This is a genomic window from Methylocella silvestris BL2 (assembly GCF_000021745.1).
GTDB lineage: Bacteria > Pseudomonadota > Alphaproteobacteria > Rhizobiales > Beijerinckiaceae > Methylocapsa > Methylocapsa silvestris.
The window spans coordinates 26388-46564 of sequence record NC_011666.1 but is presented as its reverse complement, the minus strand read 5'-3'; the positions used below and the strand labels follow the sequence as shown (position 1 = coordinate 46564).

At 59.6% G+C, this 20177-nt stretch carries 20 protein-coding genes; all 20 read right to left on the bottom strand.

Features of this window, described 5'->3' with window-relative positions; genetic code table 11:
- Positions 1-15: 15 nt before the first annotated feature.
- Positions 16-2106 (bottom strand): flagellar biosynthesis protein FlhA, encoded by a 2091-nt coding sequence (gene flhA, locus MSIL_RS00255; RefSeq protein ID WP_012589102.1) that lies wholly within the window; start codon positions 2104-2106, stop codon positions 16-18.
- Between the two features lie 470 nt (positions 2107-2576).
- Positions 2577-2843, bottom strand: a complete 267-nt coding sequence (fliQ, locus tag MSIL_RS00245; RefSeq protein WP_012589101.1) for a flagellar biosynthesis protein FliQ — start codon at positions 2841-2843, stop codon at positions 2577-2579.
- On the bottom strand, positions 2840-3247 hold the full coding sequence (flgD, locus tag MSIL_RS00240) for a flagellar hook assembly protein FlgD (RefSeq protein ID WP_012589100.1): 408 nt from the start codon (positions 3245-3247) through the stop codon (positions 2840-2842). Before flgD ends, fliQ begins: the two co-directional genes overlap by 4 nt.
- 25 nt (positions 3248-3272) lie before the next feature.
- Positions 3273-3683 (bottom strand): flagellar biosynthesis repressor FlbT, encoded by a 411-nt coding sequence (gene flbT / locus MSIL_RS00235; RefSeq protein ID WP_012589099.1) that lies wholly within the window; start codon positions 3681-3683, stop codon positions 3273-3275.
- 7 nt (positions 3684-3690) lie between these two features.
- Positions 3691-4041: a flagellar biosynthesis regulator FlaF gene (gene flaF / locus MSIL_RS00230; RefSeq protein ID WP_244406186.1), complete on the bottom strand. Its 351-nt coding sequence runs from the start codon at positions 4039-4041 to the stop codon at positions 3691-3693.
- Between the two features lie 122 nt (positions 4042-4163).
- On the bottom strand, positions 4164-5207 hold the full coding sequence (locus tag MSIL_RS00225) for a flagellar hook-associated family protein (RefSeq protein ID WP_012589097.1): 1044 nt from the start codon (positions 5205-5207) through the stop codon (positions 4164-4166).
- Positions 5208-5217: 10 nt separating this feature from the next.
- Positions 5218-6708 carry a flagellar hook-associated protein FlgK gene (gene flgK / locus MSIL_RS00220; protein ID WP_012589096.1) on the bottom strand — a complete coding sequence of 497 codons (1491 nt, stop codon included), beginning with the start codon at positions 6706-6708 and terminating at the stop codon, positions 5218-5220.
- Positions 6709-6742: 34 nt separating this feature from the next.
- Positions 6743-7987: a flagellar hook protein FlgE gene (locus tag MSIL_RS00215; protein WP_012589095.1), complete on the bottom strand. Its 1245-nt coding sequence runs from the start codon at positions 7985-7987 to the stop codon at positions 6743-6745.
- 474 nt (positions 7988-8461) lie between these two features.
- On the bottom strand, positions 8462-9136 hold the full coding sequence (locus MSIL_RS00210) for a response regulator transcription factor (protein WP_012589094.1): 675 nt from the start codon (positions 9134-9136) through the stop codon (positions 8462-8464).
- Between the two features lie 153 nt (positions 9137-9289).
- Positions 9290-9865, bottom strand: a complete 576-nt coding sequence (locus MSIL_RS00205) for a transglycosylase SLT domain-containing protein (RefSeq protein WP_083772277.1) — start codon at positions 9863-9865, stop codon at positions 9290-9292.
- Positions 9822-10244, bottom strand: a complete 423-nt coding sequence (gene fliK / locus MSIL_RS21540; RefSeq protein WP_187148685.1) for a flagellar hook-length control protein FliK — start codon at positions 10242-10244, stop codon at positions 9822-9824. Before fliK ends, MSIL_RS00205 begins: the two co-directional genes overlap by 44 nt.
- Before the next feature lie 1301 nt (positions 10245-11545).
- Entirely contained in the window at positions 11546-12757 is a 1212-nt protein-coding gene (locus MSIL_RS00195; protein ID WP_012589091.1) for a chemotaxis protein, read from the bottom strand.
- The gene (locus MSIL_RS00190; protein WP_012589090.1) at positions 12754-13962 is read right to left on the bottom strand and encodes a MotB family protein; all 1209 of its coding nucleotides are present in this window, start codon (positions 13960-13962) and stop codon (positions 12754-12756) included. Before MSIL_RS00190 ends, MSIL_RS00195 begins: the two co-directional genes overlap by 4 nt.
- A gap of 7 nt (positions 13963-13969) precedes the next feature.
- Positions 13970-14602, bottom strand: a complete 633-nt coding sequence (locus tag MSIL_RS00185) for a hypothetical protein (RefSeq protein ID WP_012589089.1) — start codon at positions 14600-14602, stop codon at positions 13970-13972.
- Complete coding sequence (gene fliF / locus MSIL_RS00180) at positions 14599-16239, bottom strand: flagellar basal-body MS-ring/collar protein FliF (protein ID WP_012589088.1); 1641 nt, start codon at positions 16237-16239, stop codon at positions 14599-14601. The genes MSIL_RS00185 and fliF overlap by 4 nt, the downstream gene beginning before the upstream one ends.
- Before the next feature lie 137 nt (positions 16240-16376).
- Entirely contained in the window at positions 16377-17255 is an 879-nt protein-coding gene (locus MSIL_RS00175; protein ID WP_012589087.1) for a flagellin N-terminal helical domain-containing protein, read from the bottom strand.
- 178 nt (positions 17256-17433) lie between these two features.
- On the bottom strand, positions 17434-18177 hold the full coding sequence (gene fliP / locus MSIL_RS00170; RefSeq protein WP_012589086.1) for a flagellar type III secretion system pore protein FliP: 744 nt from the start codon (positions 18175-18177) through the stop codon (positions 17434-17436).
- Positions 18174-18680, bottom strand: coding sequence for a flagellar basal body-associated FliL family protein (locus MSIL_RS00165; protein ID WP_012589085.1), 507 nt, complete (start codon positions 18678-18680; stop codon positions 18174-18176). Before MSIL_RS00165 ends, fliP begins: the two co-directional genes overlap by 4 nt.
- A 212-nt stretch (positions 18681-18892) precedes the next feature.
- A complete protein-coding gene (gene flgH / locus MSIL_RS00160; protein ID WP_012589084.1) occupies positions 18893-19594 on the bottom strand; it encodes a flagellar basal body L-ring protein FlgH in 702 nt (233 codons plus the stop codon).
- Positions 19595-20128: a MotE family protein gene (locus MSIL_RS00155; protein ID WP_012589083.1), complete on the bottom strand. Its 534-nt coding sequence runs from the start codon at positions 20126-20128 to the stop codon at positions 19595-19597. It lies immediately after the preceding gene.
- Positions 20129-20177: the final 49 nt, after the last annotated feature.

Sequence of the window (20177 nt, the reverse complement as noted above, 5' to 3'; positions counted from 1 at the left end):
TCGATCCAATCATGGTCAAGAGATGCTGCCCAATGATTTGATCGTCACGCCGCGCGCGATCTCAAGATGGGAAAGGACCGGCAGCGTCGCAAACAGGCGCTCGACAATCATTCGCACATAGGGCCGCGTCTCTGGCGTGGCGACCAGGACGAATTGATGCCCCTGATCCATCCGTTCGCGAATCGCCGTGGAGGCCTCTTTGCCGAAATCTTCGACCATCTGAGGATCGAGATCGAACTCCGTCACATCACCCTTGGAGTCACGCTTCAGGCTTTGGTGGAACGCGAGATCCCAGCGATTGCCAAGCCGCAACACTTTCAACACGCCGCCATCTGTGAGGTCGCCACAGATCTGTTGAGCCATGCGCATGCGAACATGCTCCGCCACCTGCTCCGCTCGGCGGGCGTGCGGCGCGATCTCGGCGATGGCCTCCAGAATGAGATGCAGATTGCGGATCGAGACGCGTTCGGCAAGAAGAAGCTTCAGCACCGCCTGCAGTCCGGAATAGGAAATCTGCGAGGGACAAATGTCGTCGATCAACCGCTTGTATTCCGGCCCCAACCGATCCAGCAGAGTCCGCATATCCTTGTAGGATAAGAGCTGCGGAAGATTGTTGCGAATGACCTCGCTCAGATGAGTCAGCAAAACGGAGACATTGTCGATCGGGCTAAAGCCTTCGCGCTTCAGCTCGTTGGCGAAAGCTTGCGAAACCCACATCGCCTTCATGCCGAACGCCGGCTCCCGGCAGTCTTCCCCGGGTAGATGCGGACGACGGCCATCGTTGACAATGACAAGAAGATCTCCGATCTTCAGCTCATTGGCCGCGGCGATCGTTCCATGTATTCTAATCTGATAAGCTTTGGTCGGCATCGCCAAGCTGTCCGACAGCTTTATCTCCGGGACGACAAAGCCATATTGCTTGGCAAATTTGCGCCGCATTTTGGCGACTCGCGCGGCGAGCTCGTTGTGCGAGGCGACGAGACGCGTCGCGAGTTGCTTGCCAAGACAAAGTTCGATTTCAACGGATCTGATCTGCCCCTTGACCGAGTCCTTCGCCTCGCTCTGCGCCTCTTGCTCCTCCGTCAGCCGCTTCGCGCGCTGGACCTCTTCGTCCCTTGCGATCCGCTTCGGCGCCTCATAGCTGACGAAAGCAAGCACGCCGCCAAGAAGGGCGAATGGAAAGAACGGCAAGCCCGGCGCCAACGCCATCCCGAACATGAGAAGCGCCGCTACGAGAAGCGCGCGCGGATATTTGACGAGCTGACTTAAGACCGCCGCTTCTGTCGCGCCTCGGGTGCCGCCCTTCGACACCAGCAGCGCAGCGGACAAGGAAATGATCAGCGCCGGTATTTGCGACACGAGACCATCGCCGACCGAGAGTTTCGTATAGACGTCGGCCGCCTGCTGCAGCGGCATATTGTGCCGGGTTGCGCCGATGACGATGCCGCCGAAAATATTGACCGCCAGGATGATCAGGCCGGCGATCGCGTCGCCGCGAACGAATTTCGAGGCGCCATCCATCGATCCGAAAAATGAACTTTCTTCCTCAAGTTCGTGTCTGCGCCGCTGCGCCTGCTTGTCGTCGATCAGGCCGGCGGAGAGATCCGCGTCGATCGCCATCTGCTTGCCGGGAATCGCATCGAGCGTGAAGCGCGCCCCGACCTCGGCGATGCGGGTCGCGCCCTTCGTTATAACGACAAAATTCACCGTCATCAGGATTGCAAATACGATAAGCCCAATGACGAAATCGCCGCTCATCACAAGCTTCGAAAAGCCGCCGATGATAAAGCCGGCGGCCGTCAAGCCTTCAGCGCCATTCGACAAAATCAAGCGTGTGGTGGCAATGTTCAGCGCGAGACGCAACAGCGTCGCGACAAGCAACACGGTCGGAAATGCTGAAAAATCGAGCGGCCGCTCGATCCACAAGGCGACCATCAAGATGAGGACAGAAAGCGCTATTGAAAATGCAAGCCCAATGTCAATGAGAACGGCTGGGACCGGCAGAAAAAAGATCGAAAGAATTGCGACGATGCCGGCGGCGAATGCAACGTCGCGGGCGCTCTTTCGCCCGGGGGGAGACGCGCCTCGTAGTGCAATATCCGACATGACGGACTCTTATCAGTTGAAGACTTCTCATATTTATTTGTTCAGCCTTGCGCGAACATCGCCAAATCGCAATTGCGCAAGGGATTTCGTCTCCCGGCGCCGAGTCTTGGCCGAGGCGCGCCGCCGCAAACACCACAGGTTGCGGTAGTGCAGATCAAGCAGATCTTGCAAGAGCTCTATTCTGGCTGGAAGATGCGTCTGACCCCGGTCGGCATTGACACGCGATTGCAAGACCTGCCGCCGGATTCATTGATGAAGTTGTTACTACCGCCAATCGACGCCTCGGCCGGGCGGCGGGTCAAGACTCGCGGCGAGGATAATCACGCGTCGTCTCGCGGTGTCCGCCGATCTCGCTTCGTAAGCCCCACACGCTTAGCTTGCATGACGCCGAGCGCGCAGCCGCTGCGGCCCCCGGGGAACCGCTGCCTGGAAGACTCCAAAGCCGGCGCCTCTCGATTTTCCAAAATCAATCAGTAACCTTTTTCAATACGCCCATAGACATGTTCCGTGAACGCAAAAATCTGAGCGCCGATGAACGGCCCTCCAAAGGACAGGACTAAGAAAATGACGACGATCTTCGGAACAAAGGTCAGCGTCGTTTCCTGGATCTGCGTCAGTGCTTGCAGCAGAGCAATGATCAATCCGACGAACATCGCCGCGGCGACCGGGGGCCCCGATCCGACAATGATCGTCCAGATCGCTGACCGTATCAGCTCAAGCGCGTCCGCCTCGTTCATGTGGCGCTGATCGTGACGCCGGATCCAAGCGTGATCGCGCTTCCATTCTTCAATGTCGCGGTGACGTCGCCGCCCGCGCTCGTCGTCACCGACGCAATCACGCCGCTGATCTTCCCGTCGGCGGAGGTCGCCGTCTTCCCGATCAGCGCTCCTGCTTGCGTCGCCAGAAGCGCATCCAGGGCCGAATTCGTCTTGACCTGCTGCTCGACCGAGGAAAAAGAAGCCAACTGGCTCATATACTGGGTCGGATCGGTCGGGCTCGTTGGATCCTGATTCTTCAGCTCCGTGATCAACAGCTGTAAAAACTGATTATAGTCCACCGTCGCGGAGGTTGCAGCGGAAGTTGACGCATTTGCGCTCGTCCCAGTTGCGTTCGCCACCGAATTGACATTGGCTACCGACATGCTTGCATCCTCTCATACATAGCGCTTACGCCGCCTGAGTCGGCGAGGCCGCGCTGTCGCCGGACATGATTCCGGCTTCAATGGAAAACAGGCTGCGGATTGATCTCAGACCTTCGAAGACCCTGCCGTCCTCCACATGCCCTCTGACGGCGCGCAGGCCCGCCAGAAGCGCTTGATCGTCCGCAATCTCGACGAGACTTCGCATGGATTGCTCGAACATGGCGCGCGCGACGGCGCTGTCCGTCGGATTCATCAGCATGATTTGAACGATGAAGTAGAGTTGCCGCAACGGCGTTGTCGCATTCTCCACTTTCATGACATGGGCTTCCAGCAGGAATGTCGCGTCGTTCAGCAACTCCAAGGATACTTTTCGATCCGCGCAAAGAACCGCGCCATTGATGTATATTTTTTCGCCGGCCCGAAGTGAAATATGCATGCCTGCGTTACCTCAGCCCATTGCGGATCGCGGAGCAGATTTCGATAAGTCCCCGGAAGTTGCTCGACTTTTCCTCCCGAATGGAATCGGCTTCCCGCAGGACCCAAATGCCGACAGAGACAAGGTCGCCGCGCAGCACGTCAGGGAGGTCATTTTCCGGGCTTATCAAATCCTCGATCAGCGCCTTCCACAGTCTACACAGGAAATGCAGGGCTTCCGCAGCTGCAGCGGAGCCGACGCCGTCATGCCTCGCCTTCTCGAGCAATTGCAGCGCGTGATCGAGGGCTCGACGTTCGCGCTCGCGGCATTCGCCTGGAGAGCTTTCGAGGCTTTCAGCGTAGCTTCGCTGGTACATCATGATCCATCGCTTTGGGCGTTATCGCCTCGCCAAACACCAGGACGCCGGCCGCTATCGTCCGGGATGACTTGCTTTCCGACCGTCCTGCGGCGCAAAGCGCCGGTGGAGATCGCGCAAAAGCGTCAAAGATATTTCACGAGGCTCAAGTCCTGCAAATGCGAGGTCAAGGAATATGCTGTCTGAATTTGGGTTTGCAGATCCGAGATGCGAACCTGGACTTCATAGCCGTTAATGCTTTCAAGGTTACCTATTTGCGAAGACAAAATATTCATCTGCAACGACATTTGCGTGTTGGCGTCCGACACGCTTGATTGCGCCACGCCAAGCCCTGCTTGCGCATCCGAAAGCGCGGAGATGCCGTCGGTGAGAAGATCACGCGCCTTGCCGACCAGGACGTCATAGGTCGCCTGGCTATATTTTTCGCCGCCCAGATCAGACAGCATCGTATAGGCTTCAGCAAGATCTCTAAAGGCGGACTGGTTCGCGCTGACCGACGATATGACAGCGCCGCCGGGCGAGATCGAACTGGCGATCGCCTCGTCAGACGCTGACGACCAATCATTTGTCCAATTGGAGCCCTGGAACAAAGCGGCGAAGGGCCCGTCAAGAAAATCCTGCATCGCGCTGGCGCTTATGCCCGCGACGGAGCTGCTCGTCTGCGACATCCCGAACGCGGTCGAAAATGCTGCGTCAACCGCTGTCTTGCTGCTGGCGCCCGTTGCATAATAGTCGGTCAAAGGCGCCGTCGCGGTATTGATCCCCGCGAAGAGATAATCGCCGTTTAGCGTCGAATTCAGGCTGGCGATCAACCCTTTTAAATTGTCCGCGCCAGACGCCTCAATGGTTGCTGCGTTCTGCGCCGAGCCATTCGTTGATAGAAGCGAGTTGAGCAACGACTGGGCGCCGGATTGCAGATCGCCAAGTTGATTTTGGATCATATTCATGCGCGTGAGCGCGATGGAGTTTGTCTCCGATAGAGTCTGCAGCATCGCCGCTTGCGCTTGCAGCGAAACGCTTTGTCCCGTTTTGCTTGCGAGACTCAAGCCAATGTCGGCATGATTGCCCGTCGCCGCCTCGGTCTGGGCTGACGAAAGCTCCGCCTGCATCTTTAGAACGGATTGCCGCAGAGACGAACTGATCGATTGGGTGGAAATATATGAACTCATGAGGCGGCCCCTATATGCCCGACAGGAGAGCGTTGAACATATCGTTGATCGAGCTAAGCAATTTCGCTGAGGCAGCGTAGGACTGCTCGAGATCAAGCATTTTTGACATCTCATCGTTGATATTGACGCCGGTCGCGTTCGACAATGCTGTCGAGGCGGTGCTCAAAAGCGCGCCTTGGTAGCTGCTGCGCGAGGATGCGGCCGACCGTTGCGCCTCCAGCCAACTGACTGACGCGGCGGCATAGCCTCCAACGCTCGCGCTCGTCGTCAGGCTCCCAGACGATGAAAAGCTTTGTGTTGCGGATAGATTGTCGATCAATTCTGAGATGCGGCCCGCAAAGCTCGCGGCGCCGCTTGTGTTGTAAGTGTAATCCGTGCCTGATGGATCGGCGATGCCGCCGTCGCGCAGGAGGGTCAAATCCCCGCCTTGCGAGGGGTCTACCGCTGCGTTAACAATGATCGCGCTCGCCAATCCGGCCGCCGAAGATGGAATTGCTGTTGCGCTCGCCGTTGTAAAGAGCCCAGGCAAATCGGGGCCGACCGCTGCCTGATCGCTTTCCCGAAAAGCGGTGATCAAAGCGCTTGCGACGCCATCGAGCTGCGCCTGATAGGTGACTGCAACGGCGTCCCGGATTGTCGCCAGGCCAGCGATCTTGCCCGAGGCAATCGCCATGGTAGCCGTAGCGCCCGTAATCGCCACGCCGTCGACATAAACAGCCTGTCCCACCGTCGCCGTCACATAAGTGGTTGTCGGCGTGAAGCTGACTGTCCGCGCGCGGCCCCCCTGAAAAAGCGTAACGCCGCTGTCGGTATAGAGGGACATATCGCCATTTCCCGCGGTGACGGTCGATATGCCGATATTCGCGGAAATCTGCTTCAGGATCGTATCGCGCTGATCCTGTAAATCCGTGCTGTCTTTGCCCACGGCCGTAGCCGCGATGATTTTTTCGTTGACTTCTTGGAACTGGGCGAGCTGTGAATTTATATCCGACACGGCGGCCGCAATGTCGGAGTCGGCGGTCGCGCGCGCCTGCTGAATGGCGGCCGAGCCCTGATTGAGCCCCCTTGCCAAAGCATTGGCCGCGGAGACGACATTCGCCGCAGCCGTCATGTCGCTCGGCGACCCGGAATAATATTGCAGCGCATCGGACAATCGGCTGATCAAGGCTGCTGGCGACGTCGCCGTCGAGGTTGCGTCCGCGCCTGCGGCGCTGGCGACATCTCCAACTGTCGTCGCCAGCGCTTCAAGACCTGTCGATACAGCGTCTTCAGCGGCAATGGCAGAGGTCGCATTAAGCACATTCTCGAACACCGCCTGACTCGAGGCGCGGCTGATCGAGGTGACCTGCGAGCCAGAGGCGGTCGATACGACATTGGCGATCTTGCGCGAATAAACCGAGGTGTCGTTAGCGCCGGAAATGTTACGCGACAATGTTGCGATCTCGGTCGTAACCGAAGCTAACCCCGACTGCGCGATCGCCGCCGCATTCGCCAGGCTCATGGCCGTCATCCTTTTCCGTTACAAGTCCCGAGCGTCACTTGAGCATGTTGTTCAACGTCGACAAAAGTTCCGATCCGGTCTGGAACACCTTGGAGTTCGACTCATAGGAACGCTGCGCGACGATCATGTCGGTCAATTGCGAGGCAAGATCGACAGTCGAGGATTCGAGCTTTTCCGACTGGATCGAACCAAAGCCGCCAAGGCCGGGATCTCCGACAAGGATCGGTCCCGAGAGACTATTGTCCGAGAACACGTCACCCGCCAGGGAGGTCATATTGTCGACGCTGGCGACCGTTGCGAGCGGAATTGTGAAGATCGCCTTTTGGGTCCCATTGACAAAAACCTCGGACAAAGTTCCATCGGGGCTTATGCTGACGCTCTGCACAGCGCTTGGCGCATTTCCATTGGTGGTCGCCGCCGAGACTTCGAAAGCGGACGCAAGCTGCGTCGTGCCGGAAAGGTCGATAGCGACGTTCGCTCCGCCCGGAACAGACAGCGAGATGGAGCTCTGTCCGGTCAGACTGCCGTCGCTTGCGCTGAAGTTCAATGTTTGCGTGGCGAGCGCGGCGCCGGAATAGGGAAAGCCGCCGCCGGGCGCGGCGTCCGCCGCGTTGTAAATCGACGCCTCCCAAGTGTTTGTGCCCGTTTTACTGTAGTATACATCGAGCTTAACGGCGTTTCCGAGATTGTCGTATGTCACCAACGACGTCTTGGACGTATAAACTGACCCGGCGACATTGGCGCTCGGCAAGCTCCCCGTGACGATGTCAGCATTGGAGTTGAGATTGGCCGTCAATTTTCCTGTTGTGGAGGGGACGGCTTTGAGACCGTCCCCGAAAATATTGACCGGCTCCAGCCCGCTCAGGCCTGCGCTGGAGGAATTTCCCGACGAAGCGCTGTATCCGAGCAGCGTGAAACCGGCTGCGTTGACGAGATTTCCAGTCGCATCCGGCTTAAAATTGCCCGCGCGCGTCAGAAACACCGAGCCATTTGCATCACCGACTAGAAAGAATCCATTTCCCTGTATGGCAAGATCCGTCGACGACGTCGTCGATTTGAGATTGCCGTGTTCGCTGATATTGTAGCGCACCACAGTGGCGACGCCGCTTGCATTGTAAGACGAGGTTCCGGCCTGGCTAATCAGATTCTCAAACTCCGTCATGGCCTGTTTGTAGCCGGTCGTGTCGGAATTCGCGATATTGTCGGACACCGTCGACAATTTGTTCGCTTGCGCGGCCATGCCGGATACGCTTGCGGTCAATGCGCTAAACAGACTCATCGATGAATCTCCGTATTCGATGGGCAAATCTAAATCCATGGGCCTTGCGCGAAACTGGCCCGGAATCGCGAGGGTTTCGATGGAGAAAACGGAAGCACAAACCGATTGCGCGCCTCGCCATCATTTGACGGAGGTTTGTCGCGCCGGATCTGCGCCAAATAATGAGCTTTTTGTCGAAGGCGGATCTCGGATTTCGGGCGGCGCCCACGCGCAACTGCGGCTTGCGTTGGCGGCTTTGTCGAGGCGGCACAAAATCCCGCTCAGCATCAGACGGATTAGCCGCGGCTCTCGCTGCAGATTTTAGGCGCTCTTAACGGACGCTCGAAAGGCCCCGCGCCGATAACATTGCGAAAAACACATCGCACGTGGGTCGTCGGGGGATATCCAACGAAAAGTGTTGACTGGACTGGCGATTCTTTACCGTTACGCCACAGGATAGATTGCAGCAGCTTCAAATTTTGGGCGCCGCGCGCCTCAGATCGTTCCGTCCAGTCGATATCCGAGATAGCGCACGGAGTTGATCGGATCATAACCGAGCTGGCGGCGCAATTTCTTCCGCAATTTGCTAATGTGGCTTTCAACCACATTCTCTTCGACATTTTCGTCGAAAATTCCATAGATGGAATTAAAGATCTGCGCTTTGCTCACGCGCCGTCCGCGATTGTTGACGAGATATTCCAGGATGCGGCGTTCGCGGCGGGGCAGCGCCAGAACCCGCCCGTTCAATTCGGGATCCCGCCCGTCAAAAAAGACGCGAAGATCGCCGAGCGCAACGGAATCGACTTCGATATCGCATCTGCGCTTGATCGCTCCGACACGGGCAAGTATCTCGCGAACATGGATCGGCTTACGCACCACGTCGTCGACGCCGGCGGCAAAAAGATCGAGCGTCTGCTCCAGACAAGGCGCGTCATTCATCGCGATGACGGGCGCGCGAGAGCGCTCCTTGATCATTTTCGGATAGGCTTGCCTGTCGCGGCAATCACCGAGGAGAAACGCCTCCACGGCGCCCAGATCTCCTTCGGCGACCGTTGCAACCCATTCGCGAAATTCTTCCGGGCAGAACCCCGCCGAAGACACCCCCTCATTGCCAAAGCGGCTGGCGTAGCCAGCTGTCACAATCTCTCTTTCATCAATAATAACAAGCATTTGACGCCCCCTGAATCAAACCGTGTCGTTAACTGAATATTAACAATTATTGGCATCTCGTCAATCGTAATAATCGCAAAACGTGCGTTTATCGCGCTATTTCAATTGATACAACTCACGATTGTATTCATCGTTTCGCCGCAGCGGGACTTCCTAACGGCAGAAGGCGCGCGCGCCCGCCGTCCACGCTCCGAACCCGCTCGCGACCATATTCTCGATGACCTGGCAGACATATTTTTTCTGCGCCGGATTATTGTCCGGCCCGGCGTGATAACGCGCCGCGGCCAAAGTCCAGCTTCCTTCGCTCTCTCGCAAACGCTTCAGGAATTGAGCCGCATAGTCGACATTCTGGCGCGGATCGAAGATCGCTGAAACCGACTGGAATTGGCGGCCATGGAAATGATGATTGATCTGCATGCAGCCGATATCGATGAGTTGTGCGCCGTCGCGCCTCGCCCCGTCGAAGCGCCGCATCGCCTCGTCGCGCGAACTCGGAAAGAATGAGGCTCCCTGTATGTTGAGCGCGAAAGGGCTGAGCGATCCGCGCCGTCCGGATTCCGTCAATCCAACCGCATAAAGAACCCCGAGGGGAATGTTGTATTTTCCCGCCGCGCGGGTCATTTCCCGTTCGCAGAGTTTGGCGTCGCCGGACTCCGCCCGCGCTGACGTTTCAAGGCGCGCGAAATCAAAGATAGAGATCGCCGCCGCGACGAGCATGATCCTCCGCATCATCGCCTTTGCCAAATCCCGTCGTCTGATCTCGCCTGGCGGCCTGCCGATCATTGGCGCCGGACCCCCCTTGCTGCGATAATTCTGACGAGGGCGTGAAATTCCCCGATTGACCATCGAATGTATGACCTTGTCCCGCTTCCGCCCGAGTTTGCGCCGGCCCGATCTGTTGCTCTGCAAGCTTCACCACAAGGTGATCCATTGCATAGCCGGACGACCGCAGCTTGGCGGAAAGCAGATCCTTGTCGTCTCGGATCAGCTTCATCGTTTGAACATGGGACGCCTCGACCTGCACCTCGAGCTGGACGCCGGAAAGGCGCAAGCGAATGGTGACGGCGCCAAGGCTTTCGGGCTCCAGCCTCAGATCGAGAGTTTTCATCACGGGCATCGGTTTTTGCGGGGCCTCCACGCCAGTCGTGGATGCGCCGGCGGGACGCTGTGTCGTGGTTCGGGATTCACTCCCGCCGGCGGATGGCGTCAACAAAAGCGATGCTTCGGTCAGGATCTGATTGCCGATTTGCTCAATTGGCTTTGCCGCCTCGACCACAGGCGGTAGATGAGTCCGCCGCTCAATGACGGAGACCTTGATCTCGCTACCCTGGGATCCAAGCCGCGCGATCTCTCGACCAATATCGGCCTCGCTGCGTGAAGCCGCCAGCGGATCCAGTTGCGTTGCGCCTTCATGTGCCGTTGAATGGGGCGCGAGGTTCGCCACTGTCGGGCGCCTCGCGCGAAGAATCGCCATTGCGCTCGACGATGAGTCCTCCGAAGCGCCCGCGACGATCTGTGTCGCCCTTGAGCCAGACGATTGCTGGAGCAGGCTTTCACGGCGTTGCGCTTTTTCAGCGCCTGGCCCTCGGGCCTCCGACAGTCCGGCCGCCAGCAAGTCGAGATCGCTGGCAGGTTCGGATGCCGCGCGGGCCAGACGCATTTCGCTCGGCAGTGCAAGCGACGGCGCGGCCGGATGTCTGGTCAGCCAGTCGCTCCCAGCGCCCGACAAGGGATCTACAGGCGCGGCGGCTGGATCGGAACGGAGCGACAGCCCGCTCGCAACCCCGGCCGACGGAACGACAGACGCCGAAATCGCGGCGTCTCCGGCGAGGCCGCTTTTTGGCTTTGTCGTAACATGATCTGGCGTCGAAGGATTTGGCGCGGTCTCTTTTGACTCCTTCACGTCGTGAAATTTGTGTCGGCCGCCAGCTCCAAAACACGGCGCCAGATCAGCGTCAATGGCCGGATCGCCGGTGAATTGCGCGGCGACGCCCGCGTCGGCTCGCGTTGGCGACGCGGCCTTCTGACCGACTCCATTAACGATCCCAGCGCCGGAGCCCTCTGCGGTGAAAGCGCGCCGCGCGGCGCCAAAAGCAGCCTCTCCCGGTAGTTGCGGCCCTGCCGCAGACCCGGCGTCGGCCGACGCATCAGACCCGCCTTGGATTGGGTCGGCAGAAGGGCAAGCTTTCTCTCCTTCTTCAAAGCGCGCCGTGATCGGGCGGCTCAATCCCTTCGGCGTTGCGGAGCCTTGAGCAACAGGTCCGTCGGCTTTTGAGATGTCCGCCATAATGTTTCCGAACGCCGCGCCCTGCTCCGCATGGGAAGCTGCGGCGCCGCCGCGCTCCAATGCAGCGCTCGACGGCGATTCGGCAGCGATGGTGCGCGCGCCAAAATGTCCATTGACTACATTCATTGCGCCGACCTCCTCAAGAGCGCGTCCGTTTGCTGCAGCGCAGCCTGCGCCGATTGGATCAGCATGGAGCCGTTCGCGTCATGCGACTCGCCCCCCGACCCCGGCGCGCGATCAATCGAGGAGGCGTCCTGCGCCTGCCCTCCATCGGCCGATCTTTGGATCTGAGTTGCGAGCTGGGCGACCGCCGATTTGAGGTCGCGATCGCCCCTCGGCAAAACGGCGTCATCGATTTGCGCGAGTTCGGTCAAGCCTTCGGCGGGAGAGACGATGAGCACTTTTGCTATCGCTGCGTAAAGCTGTGCGCGCGACCTCGCGGCGCCGCCCTGCTCTGAAAGAGACAGCGCCTTCTCTGCCGCCGCCTTCGCCGGACCGATCTTGCCGTTTCGGACCCCGGCTTGCGCGATGATCAGATAAAGCTCGGCCTGATAAGGACGGTCGAGCTCGCTCAGCAGACCCGTCAATCGCGCCGACGGTCCCGGCTCGTCCTTCAGACCGAAGCGGACGATCGACTCGGCAAAGCGTCGCCGGAAATCATTGGCGTAAAGCGACTTCGAATAGCGACGGAAATATTGGCTCGACGCATTGATAAATCGATCGAAATCCGCGACTTCATCAGCGAGCAACGCCGATCTCCGCAACGCCGCTTCCTCGACGAGCGTGCCTGGCGCGAGAATACGCGCCTCGTCCAGCAGACGCGCCGCGCGGCGCGGATCAATTTTCGAGAGCAGCGCGGCTTGGGCGAGCGCGACAAGGCCGCCGACGGAAGGCGGCAGCTTCGTCGCCTCGATCGGCAGAAGGATCTGTTTCGCTTTTGCCTCCTGTCCTTCGGCATAGGCGAGCGCTCCCGCCATGAGATCGGCCTCCGCGTGCGGGACGGCCCCTGTTTGCAAGACCTTCCGGATTACACGCGGTTGGCCGCCGCTCAGCGTGTAGGCGACGATGGCGTGATCGTTCCGCGCCTCCGCCCATACCGCCGCGCCGCAGGCAAAAAGACGGTCGGAAATCTGGCTGATCAGGAGCGGCAATTTGGCTTTGGCGGCGGCGTCGCCCATGACGATCCGGTCTTGCAGCGCCGCCACCGTGCGGACAAGTTCGAACGGCCGAACGTCGCCCCCCTGCGGCGCCGCGCTATGGCCATCCTGCGCGACCGCGAAGCCCTGAAACAACCAGATCAACGCGCCCGCAAGGAATTCTACTCTTCGCTTCACGACTTCACCTTTCGCAACAAGATTTCGATCCGGCGATTTGCAGCCGCCGTCGGCTCGGCCGCTACTTTCAGGCGATGATCGGCGAAGCCTTCGATCTTTTCGATACGCTTCTCGTCGAGACCGCCGCGCGTCAGCATGTATTGCGCCATATGCGCCCGCGCCGTGGAGAGCCGCCAATTGTCATAGGTCGCGGATTTGAAGGGGCGCGCGTCGGTATGGCCGCGAACAACAACCATGCCGGAGCGCGTCTTCAAGAGATCGCCGATCTTCGCCATCGCCTCAATGGTCTGTGGCAGAGGCGCCGCCGATCCGATCGCGAACATCGAAAATTTGCGATCGTCCGTAAGGCTGATCAGAAGGCCCTCGTCCGTGTTCTCGACTTCGATCCGCGGGCCGTCGCCGAAGCGCCCCTTCTGCGGCGCCAGCGCCGTCAAGCCCGCTTTCAAGCTTGCCGTTTCCGTATCCATGGGCTGCGCGGACGCCATCGCCGCTTCGGTGGCGGCGTCCCCGGTCTTTGTCCCCTTGCCGGCTCCCGCCGGCGGACTCAGTTGCTCCTCCGCGTGCGGCAAAGGTTCGGCGCGTTGCTTCGGACTTGAAGGCGCCTGCTTGTCGCGTTCGGGAATTGCTGGCTTTGCATGGGAAGCCGGTCCGTCGACAGTTGTATCCGCCAGACGAGGCGCCGTCGTAAACGGATCAACGAAAACATCGGATGATTCTACAGAAAATTCGGTCGGTCCGGATTGCGGTTCGCCGGAACTCGGATGCGGCGCCGCCTCGATTGCGTTCGCCGCGATTTCCGCAAGCGCGGCGTAAGGATCGCGAAACAGCTTCGATTCCGAAATAAGCCGAACCTTGGCGCCAGGATGTTCGGCGACCTCCTGCGTTTCGGCGAGATCCTTGTTGCTATCGGCGTCAATTTCCGATTCCGTCGTCTTCGGTCCGGCGCCCATCTCCGTTTTTTTCGGGTCGCGGAATCCCTTTTTCAGGGTTGTCATGTCGACCAGCTTCACCGGATTGAAATATTGGGCGACCGAATGTTTGGTCTTGTCGCTCGTCGAGCTGATCAGCCAAAGCACGAGAAAAAGCGCCATCATGGCGGTCATAAAATCGGCGAAGGCGATCTTCCATGCGCCGCCATGCCTTGCCTCGTCGTCACGGCTGTAGCGCTTTACGATGACGATTTCCTGATGCTCTTTCTCGGCCACGGTTAGGTCACTCCGACGAGAAACTGAGCGCCTCGGCCCACGACCGAATGCGCGATTCGATCAGGGTCTGATCGGCGACGATTCGAATGTCGCATTCATCATTGGCGGCGAAGGCGACGGACGCCGCCGCCTCGCCGAGCCGCAACTTTATCGCCCCGAGAAAATCCGCGCGCCCCGAGATCGCAATCAGCGGCTGATCGCGGCCAAGCATGAGCCGAATGCAGTCGATAAGTTCGCAGACGGCCTTGTCGCGTATCGGGCCTGCAAGCAAGGGACGCAGCACTTGCGCCACGCTCGCGCCGACTCTCTCCTCAAAGTGCGCAAGCATCGCCTCGATCTTTCCGCCGAACGCGGCGCCCTCACTCTTGACCCACGCCTCCCGTTCGCGCCCCATTTGTTGCGCGAGCGCAAGTTTCAGCGCCTGTAGCGTTTCCTCTCCCTCGCGACGCGCGTCAACAAATCCCGCCGCATAGCCTTCTTCGCGTCCCTGCTCCCACACAAGGCGCGCCGACTCCGTGTGATTGTCAGTCAGAACCGCCGTCGGCGCTGCACGAGGCTCTGGCGCGACCTCGCTCTCCAGCGACGGCTGAACGCTGGCGTCAAAGCAAATTAGGTAATGCGACACAGGGCGCGGCGTCACGCATATTCTCCCTGGCTCATCCATTGCTTCAAGATCGCGGCGGCCTGCTCCTCATCGAATTCGACAATCTGCTCGAGCCTCTTTTGCGGGGATCGCCGCGGCGCGCTGGTCAGATCCTCGATGAGATTAACTTCCCCCTGCGGTCCCCAGCCGCCGATTTCCATGTTTGCGTCCCCAGCAGCCCCTTCGCCGGAAAGAGTCTCAAGCTCCGCAACTTCGACCGCCGCCGGAGCCGGGGCCGCAAGAATAGCGCGGGCCGCGGGCCGCAAACCGAACCAGATGAGGAGCAGAGTCACGACAAGAATGGTGACCGCGTTCAGCACATTGCCGGATTGCCGCATCAGCAGTTCCGACACGGGCGGCGGCGGCTGCGGCTCGAGATCGCGCCCTGCGTCGATGAAATCGACCGCGGAGATCTTGATGGCGTCGCCGCGCTCCTTACGAGCGCCTGCCGCGGAAGCAATCAATTGTTCAAGTTCGCCAAGCTGTTTGCCAAGCGCTTCGGGCGCGGGCCTGTCGCCGAGCGAGGCCATGAGGCTGGCCCTGTTGATCAACACAGCCACCGAAATATTGTCGATGGCGAAGCCGCCGCTCGTCGTCGCGATCGTCTTGGACGACACTTCGTAATTGGTCAGCTCTTCGCTCTTCTTGCTCTCCTCGTTCGATTGCTTGCCGTCGTCCGCCTTGACATTTTCCTGCGGCAGATTTCGTTCGACGGTCGTTGGCGATTGCGCCGTGCTGTTTTGCGAGAGCTGGTTCTGCCGCGTCACCTTGACGGACCGCTCGACGCGCGAATCCGGGTTGTAGATCGTCTCGTTGGTCTGCTTCTTGTCCGTATTGAGACGCGTCGCGACGCTGACCTGAAAGTTGCGCAGCCCGAGATAGGGAGTGAGAGTCTTGCGGATATTGTCGAGAATTTCCTGCGAGACGGTTCGCTCCAGCGTCAACATTCCGCCCGGCGCCGAATCGGCAAGATCGTTGCCGGATGCAAGAAGCACCCCTTCCGTATTGAGAACGGTCACTTCCTCCATTGTCATGCCCGGCACCGCAGATGCGACGAGGTGGCGGATCGATTTCGCGGCGCCGACGTCGTCGGCCATTTCCGTGCGGATCACCACGGACGCCGATGGCGGCTCGCGGGTGCGCCGGAACGATCCCTCGTCGGGCATCACAACATGCACGCGCGCCGCCTTGACGCCGCGCATCAGCTGGATCGTGCGGGCGAGCTCCCCCTCGAGCGCGCGCACGCGCGTCACCTCCTGCATGAAGGTGGTGAGGCCGAGCGAGCCCAGCTTGTCAAACAATTCATTGCCGGCGTTGGGACTGTTCGGCAGACCCTTTTCCGCGAGCAGCATGCGCGCCCGCGCCGTCTCGCCGTAGCGCACAAGAATGGTGTTGCCTTCGGCGTTGACGTCGAAGGCGATGTCCGCTTCCTTGAGCGCCGCGCCGATCCGGCTGACATCCTGCCTGTCGAGACCCGCGTAGAGCGTCTCCAGCGCAGGCCTCGACAGGAAATAGCCCGCAAGCCCCGTCATGGCGAATATGCTGACGCCGATCATTGCGAGCGCGATCAGGCGGCGCGAACCAAGCTTGAGCAGATTGGCCCAGATCTGTTCGAGCTGCTTTTGTCCAATCATCCAGCGCCCCAATTATGCTTTGGCAATGCGGTCACTCTAGGCGCCGAAGCTTGCATGGAGATTGCTCTGGACTTGCAAAGAAAAAAGCCGCGCCCAGAGAGGCGCGGCCCGTAGATCGCGGGTATTTCCTTTGAAAATTACTGGAACAGCTTCAGGATCAGCTGCGAATTCGAATTCGAGATGCTGAGGGCCTGAATGCCGAGCTGCTGTTGCACCTGCAACGCCGCAAGCTTCGTCGCCGCCTCGTTCATATTGGCGTCGACGAGCGAACCAACGCCAGTGGTCAGCGAATCGCTGAGGTTCGAAATATAGGTCTGCTGCGTCGCAAGGTTGGTGGTCGTCGCGCCGAGCTCGGAGGCGGCAGTCGTCATCGAGCTGATCGCCGCCTCGACGTCTTTCAGCATATTGGCGATATCGCCAGATGTCGCCGTCGTAACGTCGAGCGTGAGGATCGACGCGGTGGCGTAGTTGGCGCCATTGGCGCCAAGGATGCCGCTGGTCGCGCCTGTGGTCGCGTCGAAAAGGGCCGTGTTGGAGGTATCGACGGTGAGGAAACTGACGCCATTGGTCGAATCATAGGAGGCGACGAGGTTGACCGTTCCGCCGGTCGTCTCGAGATAGTTCTGGCCATTCACAATGGACGACGCGCCAATGCTGATCAAAGACTGCTGCGCGGTCGCGATGGCGGTTTGAATTTTTGCCTTATCGGCGTCTGCCGAGGAGGCGGTGACAAGATTCTTCTGAATTCCCTGGACCACCGAAATCGACTGGTTCAGCGCATTGGTCATGGTGCTGACGATCGAGCCGCTTTCGGCCAGAGCGTCATTGACGGCCCCGAGCGCGCCGATGTTGGATCTCATCTTGGTCGCAATCGACCAATAGGAGGCGTTGTCAGCTGCCGTCGAAATGCGCAGACCGGTTGAGATTTCGTTTTGGACTTTGCTCAGATTCGACTGCGTCATCGTCAGGGCGGCGAGCGCCGTCATTGCGGAAGTGTTGGTCAAAAGGCTCGACATGGGATGTCCCTTGGATTTGGTTTCAGCTGGGGACATACCGGATTTGCGCCGGTACGACAGGACGGCATGATGCCTTTAGATATCTGCGAAGATCCAACCTGACGTGATCACCTAGGTAACAGCGCAAGCTTGCGCAAAGCTTAACCCGATCATCGAGATCTGCAGTCTTATCGCGAATTTATGCATAGGATCGGATGAGGCTGCCAATCAGCAGATTCCATCCATCGATCAGGATGAAAAACAGGATCTTGATCGGAAGCGCGATCACCGAGGGCGGCAACATCATCATGCCCATCGACATCGTCAGCGTCGAGACGATCATATCGATGACGAGAAACGGCAACGCGATCAGAAAGCCGATCTCGAAGCCGCGCCGCAATTCCGAAATCATGAAGGCCGGGATCAGCGTGCGGATCTCGCCGGTCGATTGCGATTTGGTCTTGAACTTCTCGCCCGCGAGATCCTCAAAAAGCTTAAGGTCCTTCTCGCGAACCTGCGACATCATGAAATCACGGAACGGCTCGACGATCTTGCCGAACGCTTGCTCCTCGGTCAGTTTGTTGTCCATCAGCGGCTTGACGCCGGCGTCCCATGCCCGTTCGAACGTCGGGGCCATGACATAAAACGTCATGAAAAGCGAAAGGCTGATCAAAATCAGATTGGCCGGGGTGCTTTGCAGGCCGATGCCCGAACGCAAAAAGGAGAGCGCGACAACAAAACGCGTAAAGCTCGTCGTCATGACAAGAATGCCCGGCGCGATGGACAATACGGTCAGCAAGACGACCAGCTGAATGATGCGGCTCGCCGCCGCGCCGCCTCCTGGAGGGATCAGCGCGCCAAGATCAACCGCCTCCGCAAGGGCCGCGCTGTGCGGCGTGATGATGATCGCCAGCGCAAGAATGGTGATGAGCCGCGTCTTCACTGAACCACCAGAGTTTGAAGGATAAGTTCGCGCACGCGGCCGTCGGAGCGGATCATGGCGCGCTCGTTCAGATCTTCGCGCAAATGCTGAAGGCCGCTCGCCCCCGCAATTTGGGAAAGGGTCGCGGTGCGCATGAAGCCGAGGATGTCTTCGGCAATTTGCGCGGCGAGGACGTCCGGCTTGCCCGACGCCGGGCGGTCGAGAACAAGGGTCGCCTGCAATCGAACCCAGGCGTCCGACGGCTCGGCGAGATTGGCGATGATCGGCGGCAGATCCTGCAGATTGACGCCGCCCGAATAGGCCGATTGGGCGTCGGCGCGCGCGCTCCCGGGCGCGCCGGCGAGTTGGGTCTTAACGACCGCGCCGAGGCGCGCTCCAAGCGCGCCGCCAGATATCATCGCAACAATAGTCAATGCCGCCATCAGGCCGGCGAAGGCGGCCAATGACGCTCCGGCGGGCCGGGTCGAAGCCGCCTCCAGATCATAGTCCTCATCCGTGCTCATGGCGCCGCCGGTTCATTCTTTGAAGTTGAGGCGCGACGGATCGGACCGTCGCTTTGCGCGTCGCGCCAAACATGTCAGCCCCTGCTCCGCTTTAAGGCCGGCGCCGATCGGATCTTGAAGACTGCTTCAACCACGCCGCGCCTTCGCAAACATTCCCCCACTTGGGTCGTATTGCGCCTGCGGCGCCGGATTCCTCCCACGCCAGAGGAAACCTAGAGAGGTTTGAACCAATCATAGACCTGCTGGCCCCAGGCCGGCTGTTGCACTTCCATGATGCGGCCGCGACCGCCATAGGAGATACGCGCCTCGGCCACCTTGTCGTAGGAGATCGTATTCTCCTTTGAGATGTCCCGCGGCCTGACGATGCCGGCGACATTCAACAGCCGCAGCTCGAAATTCACCCGCACTTCTTGCGAGCCGCTGATGATCAGATTTCCGTTCGGCAACACGTCGGTTACGATCGCGGCGACCGACAATTGAATTTTCTCCGCGCGATCCGTGTTGCCTTCGCCTTTCGTTTTCGAAATCGCAGTCGCGAGATATTCCGGCTTGAACTCGTTCCGAGTGTTGTTGAGACCGAGCTTCCAATCAAGGCTAGCGCCGACGGCGGAGTCGAGCGAGCGGTCCGTCGTGTTGCCAAAGCTCGCCCGATCGTTGATGCCAATGTTGATGGTCACCACGTCGCCGATTTTCGCCGCGCGCGGATCGCTGAATATGTCGGCGCGTCCGCCGCTCCAGATGGAGCGGGAGTCCGGCTTCGGCGCGGGCAGGAACAAAGCGCTCGCGGTTGGCTGCACTTCTGCCATGAGGCCTGTTCCAACCGGGCTCATGGAGGGCTCCCGGCCAAGCTCGCGGAGATCGCCGGCGCAGCCGCAAAGACATAACATCGTGAGGATCAAAATGGCGCGCTCCATCTAGGATTTTTTCTCCGTAGACGCATCCGGCCCCGTAATCGACCGCGTCAGCCGCGCTGCGCGGGCAGCCTCCATTTCATTGAGGATCGCGCTCGAGGCACGGGGGGGCAGTTTGGCCAAAATTGCCGCCGCAAGAGGCTCTTCCATGGCCGCCAATTGCAAGGCGGCGGCCTCCGGACGCATTTTTGCATAGATCATGACGACGCCTTCGGCGGCTTGTTTCATCATCTCGTCGCGCTTCTGAAGCCAGGATTCATATTCGGCCTTTTTGGCTTCGAGCTCGGCGAGGCGGCGGCGTATCTGCGCCTCGAGCTCGCCGAGCCGCGCGGTCTGCCAGGCGATGCGCGCATCGCCGATGACGGCGGCGTTATTGCCGCAGAATTGCTGTATCTCCGAGGTCTTTGCTTCCGAAGCCCGGGCGTCTCCGGCCTTGGCGGAGTCCGCCTTTTTCTGTTCGCCAGCGCGAACATTGGCGGGCGAAAAAGCCCCGATCATCAGGCAGCCGACAATCAAGCGGGCAATTTGTCGATTCATCCTTGATCGTCTCCGCAATATCGCGCGCCCCAAGCATGATCGAGCCAGC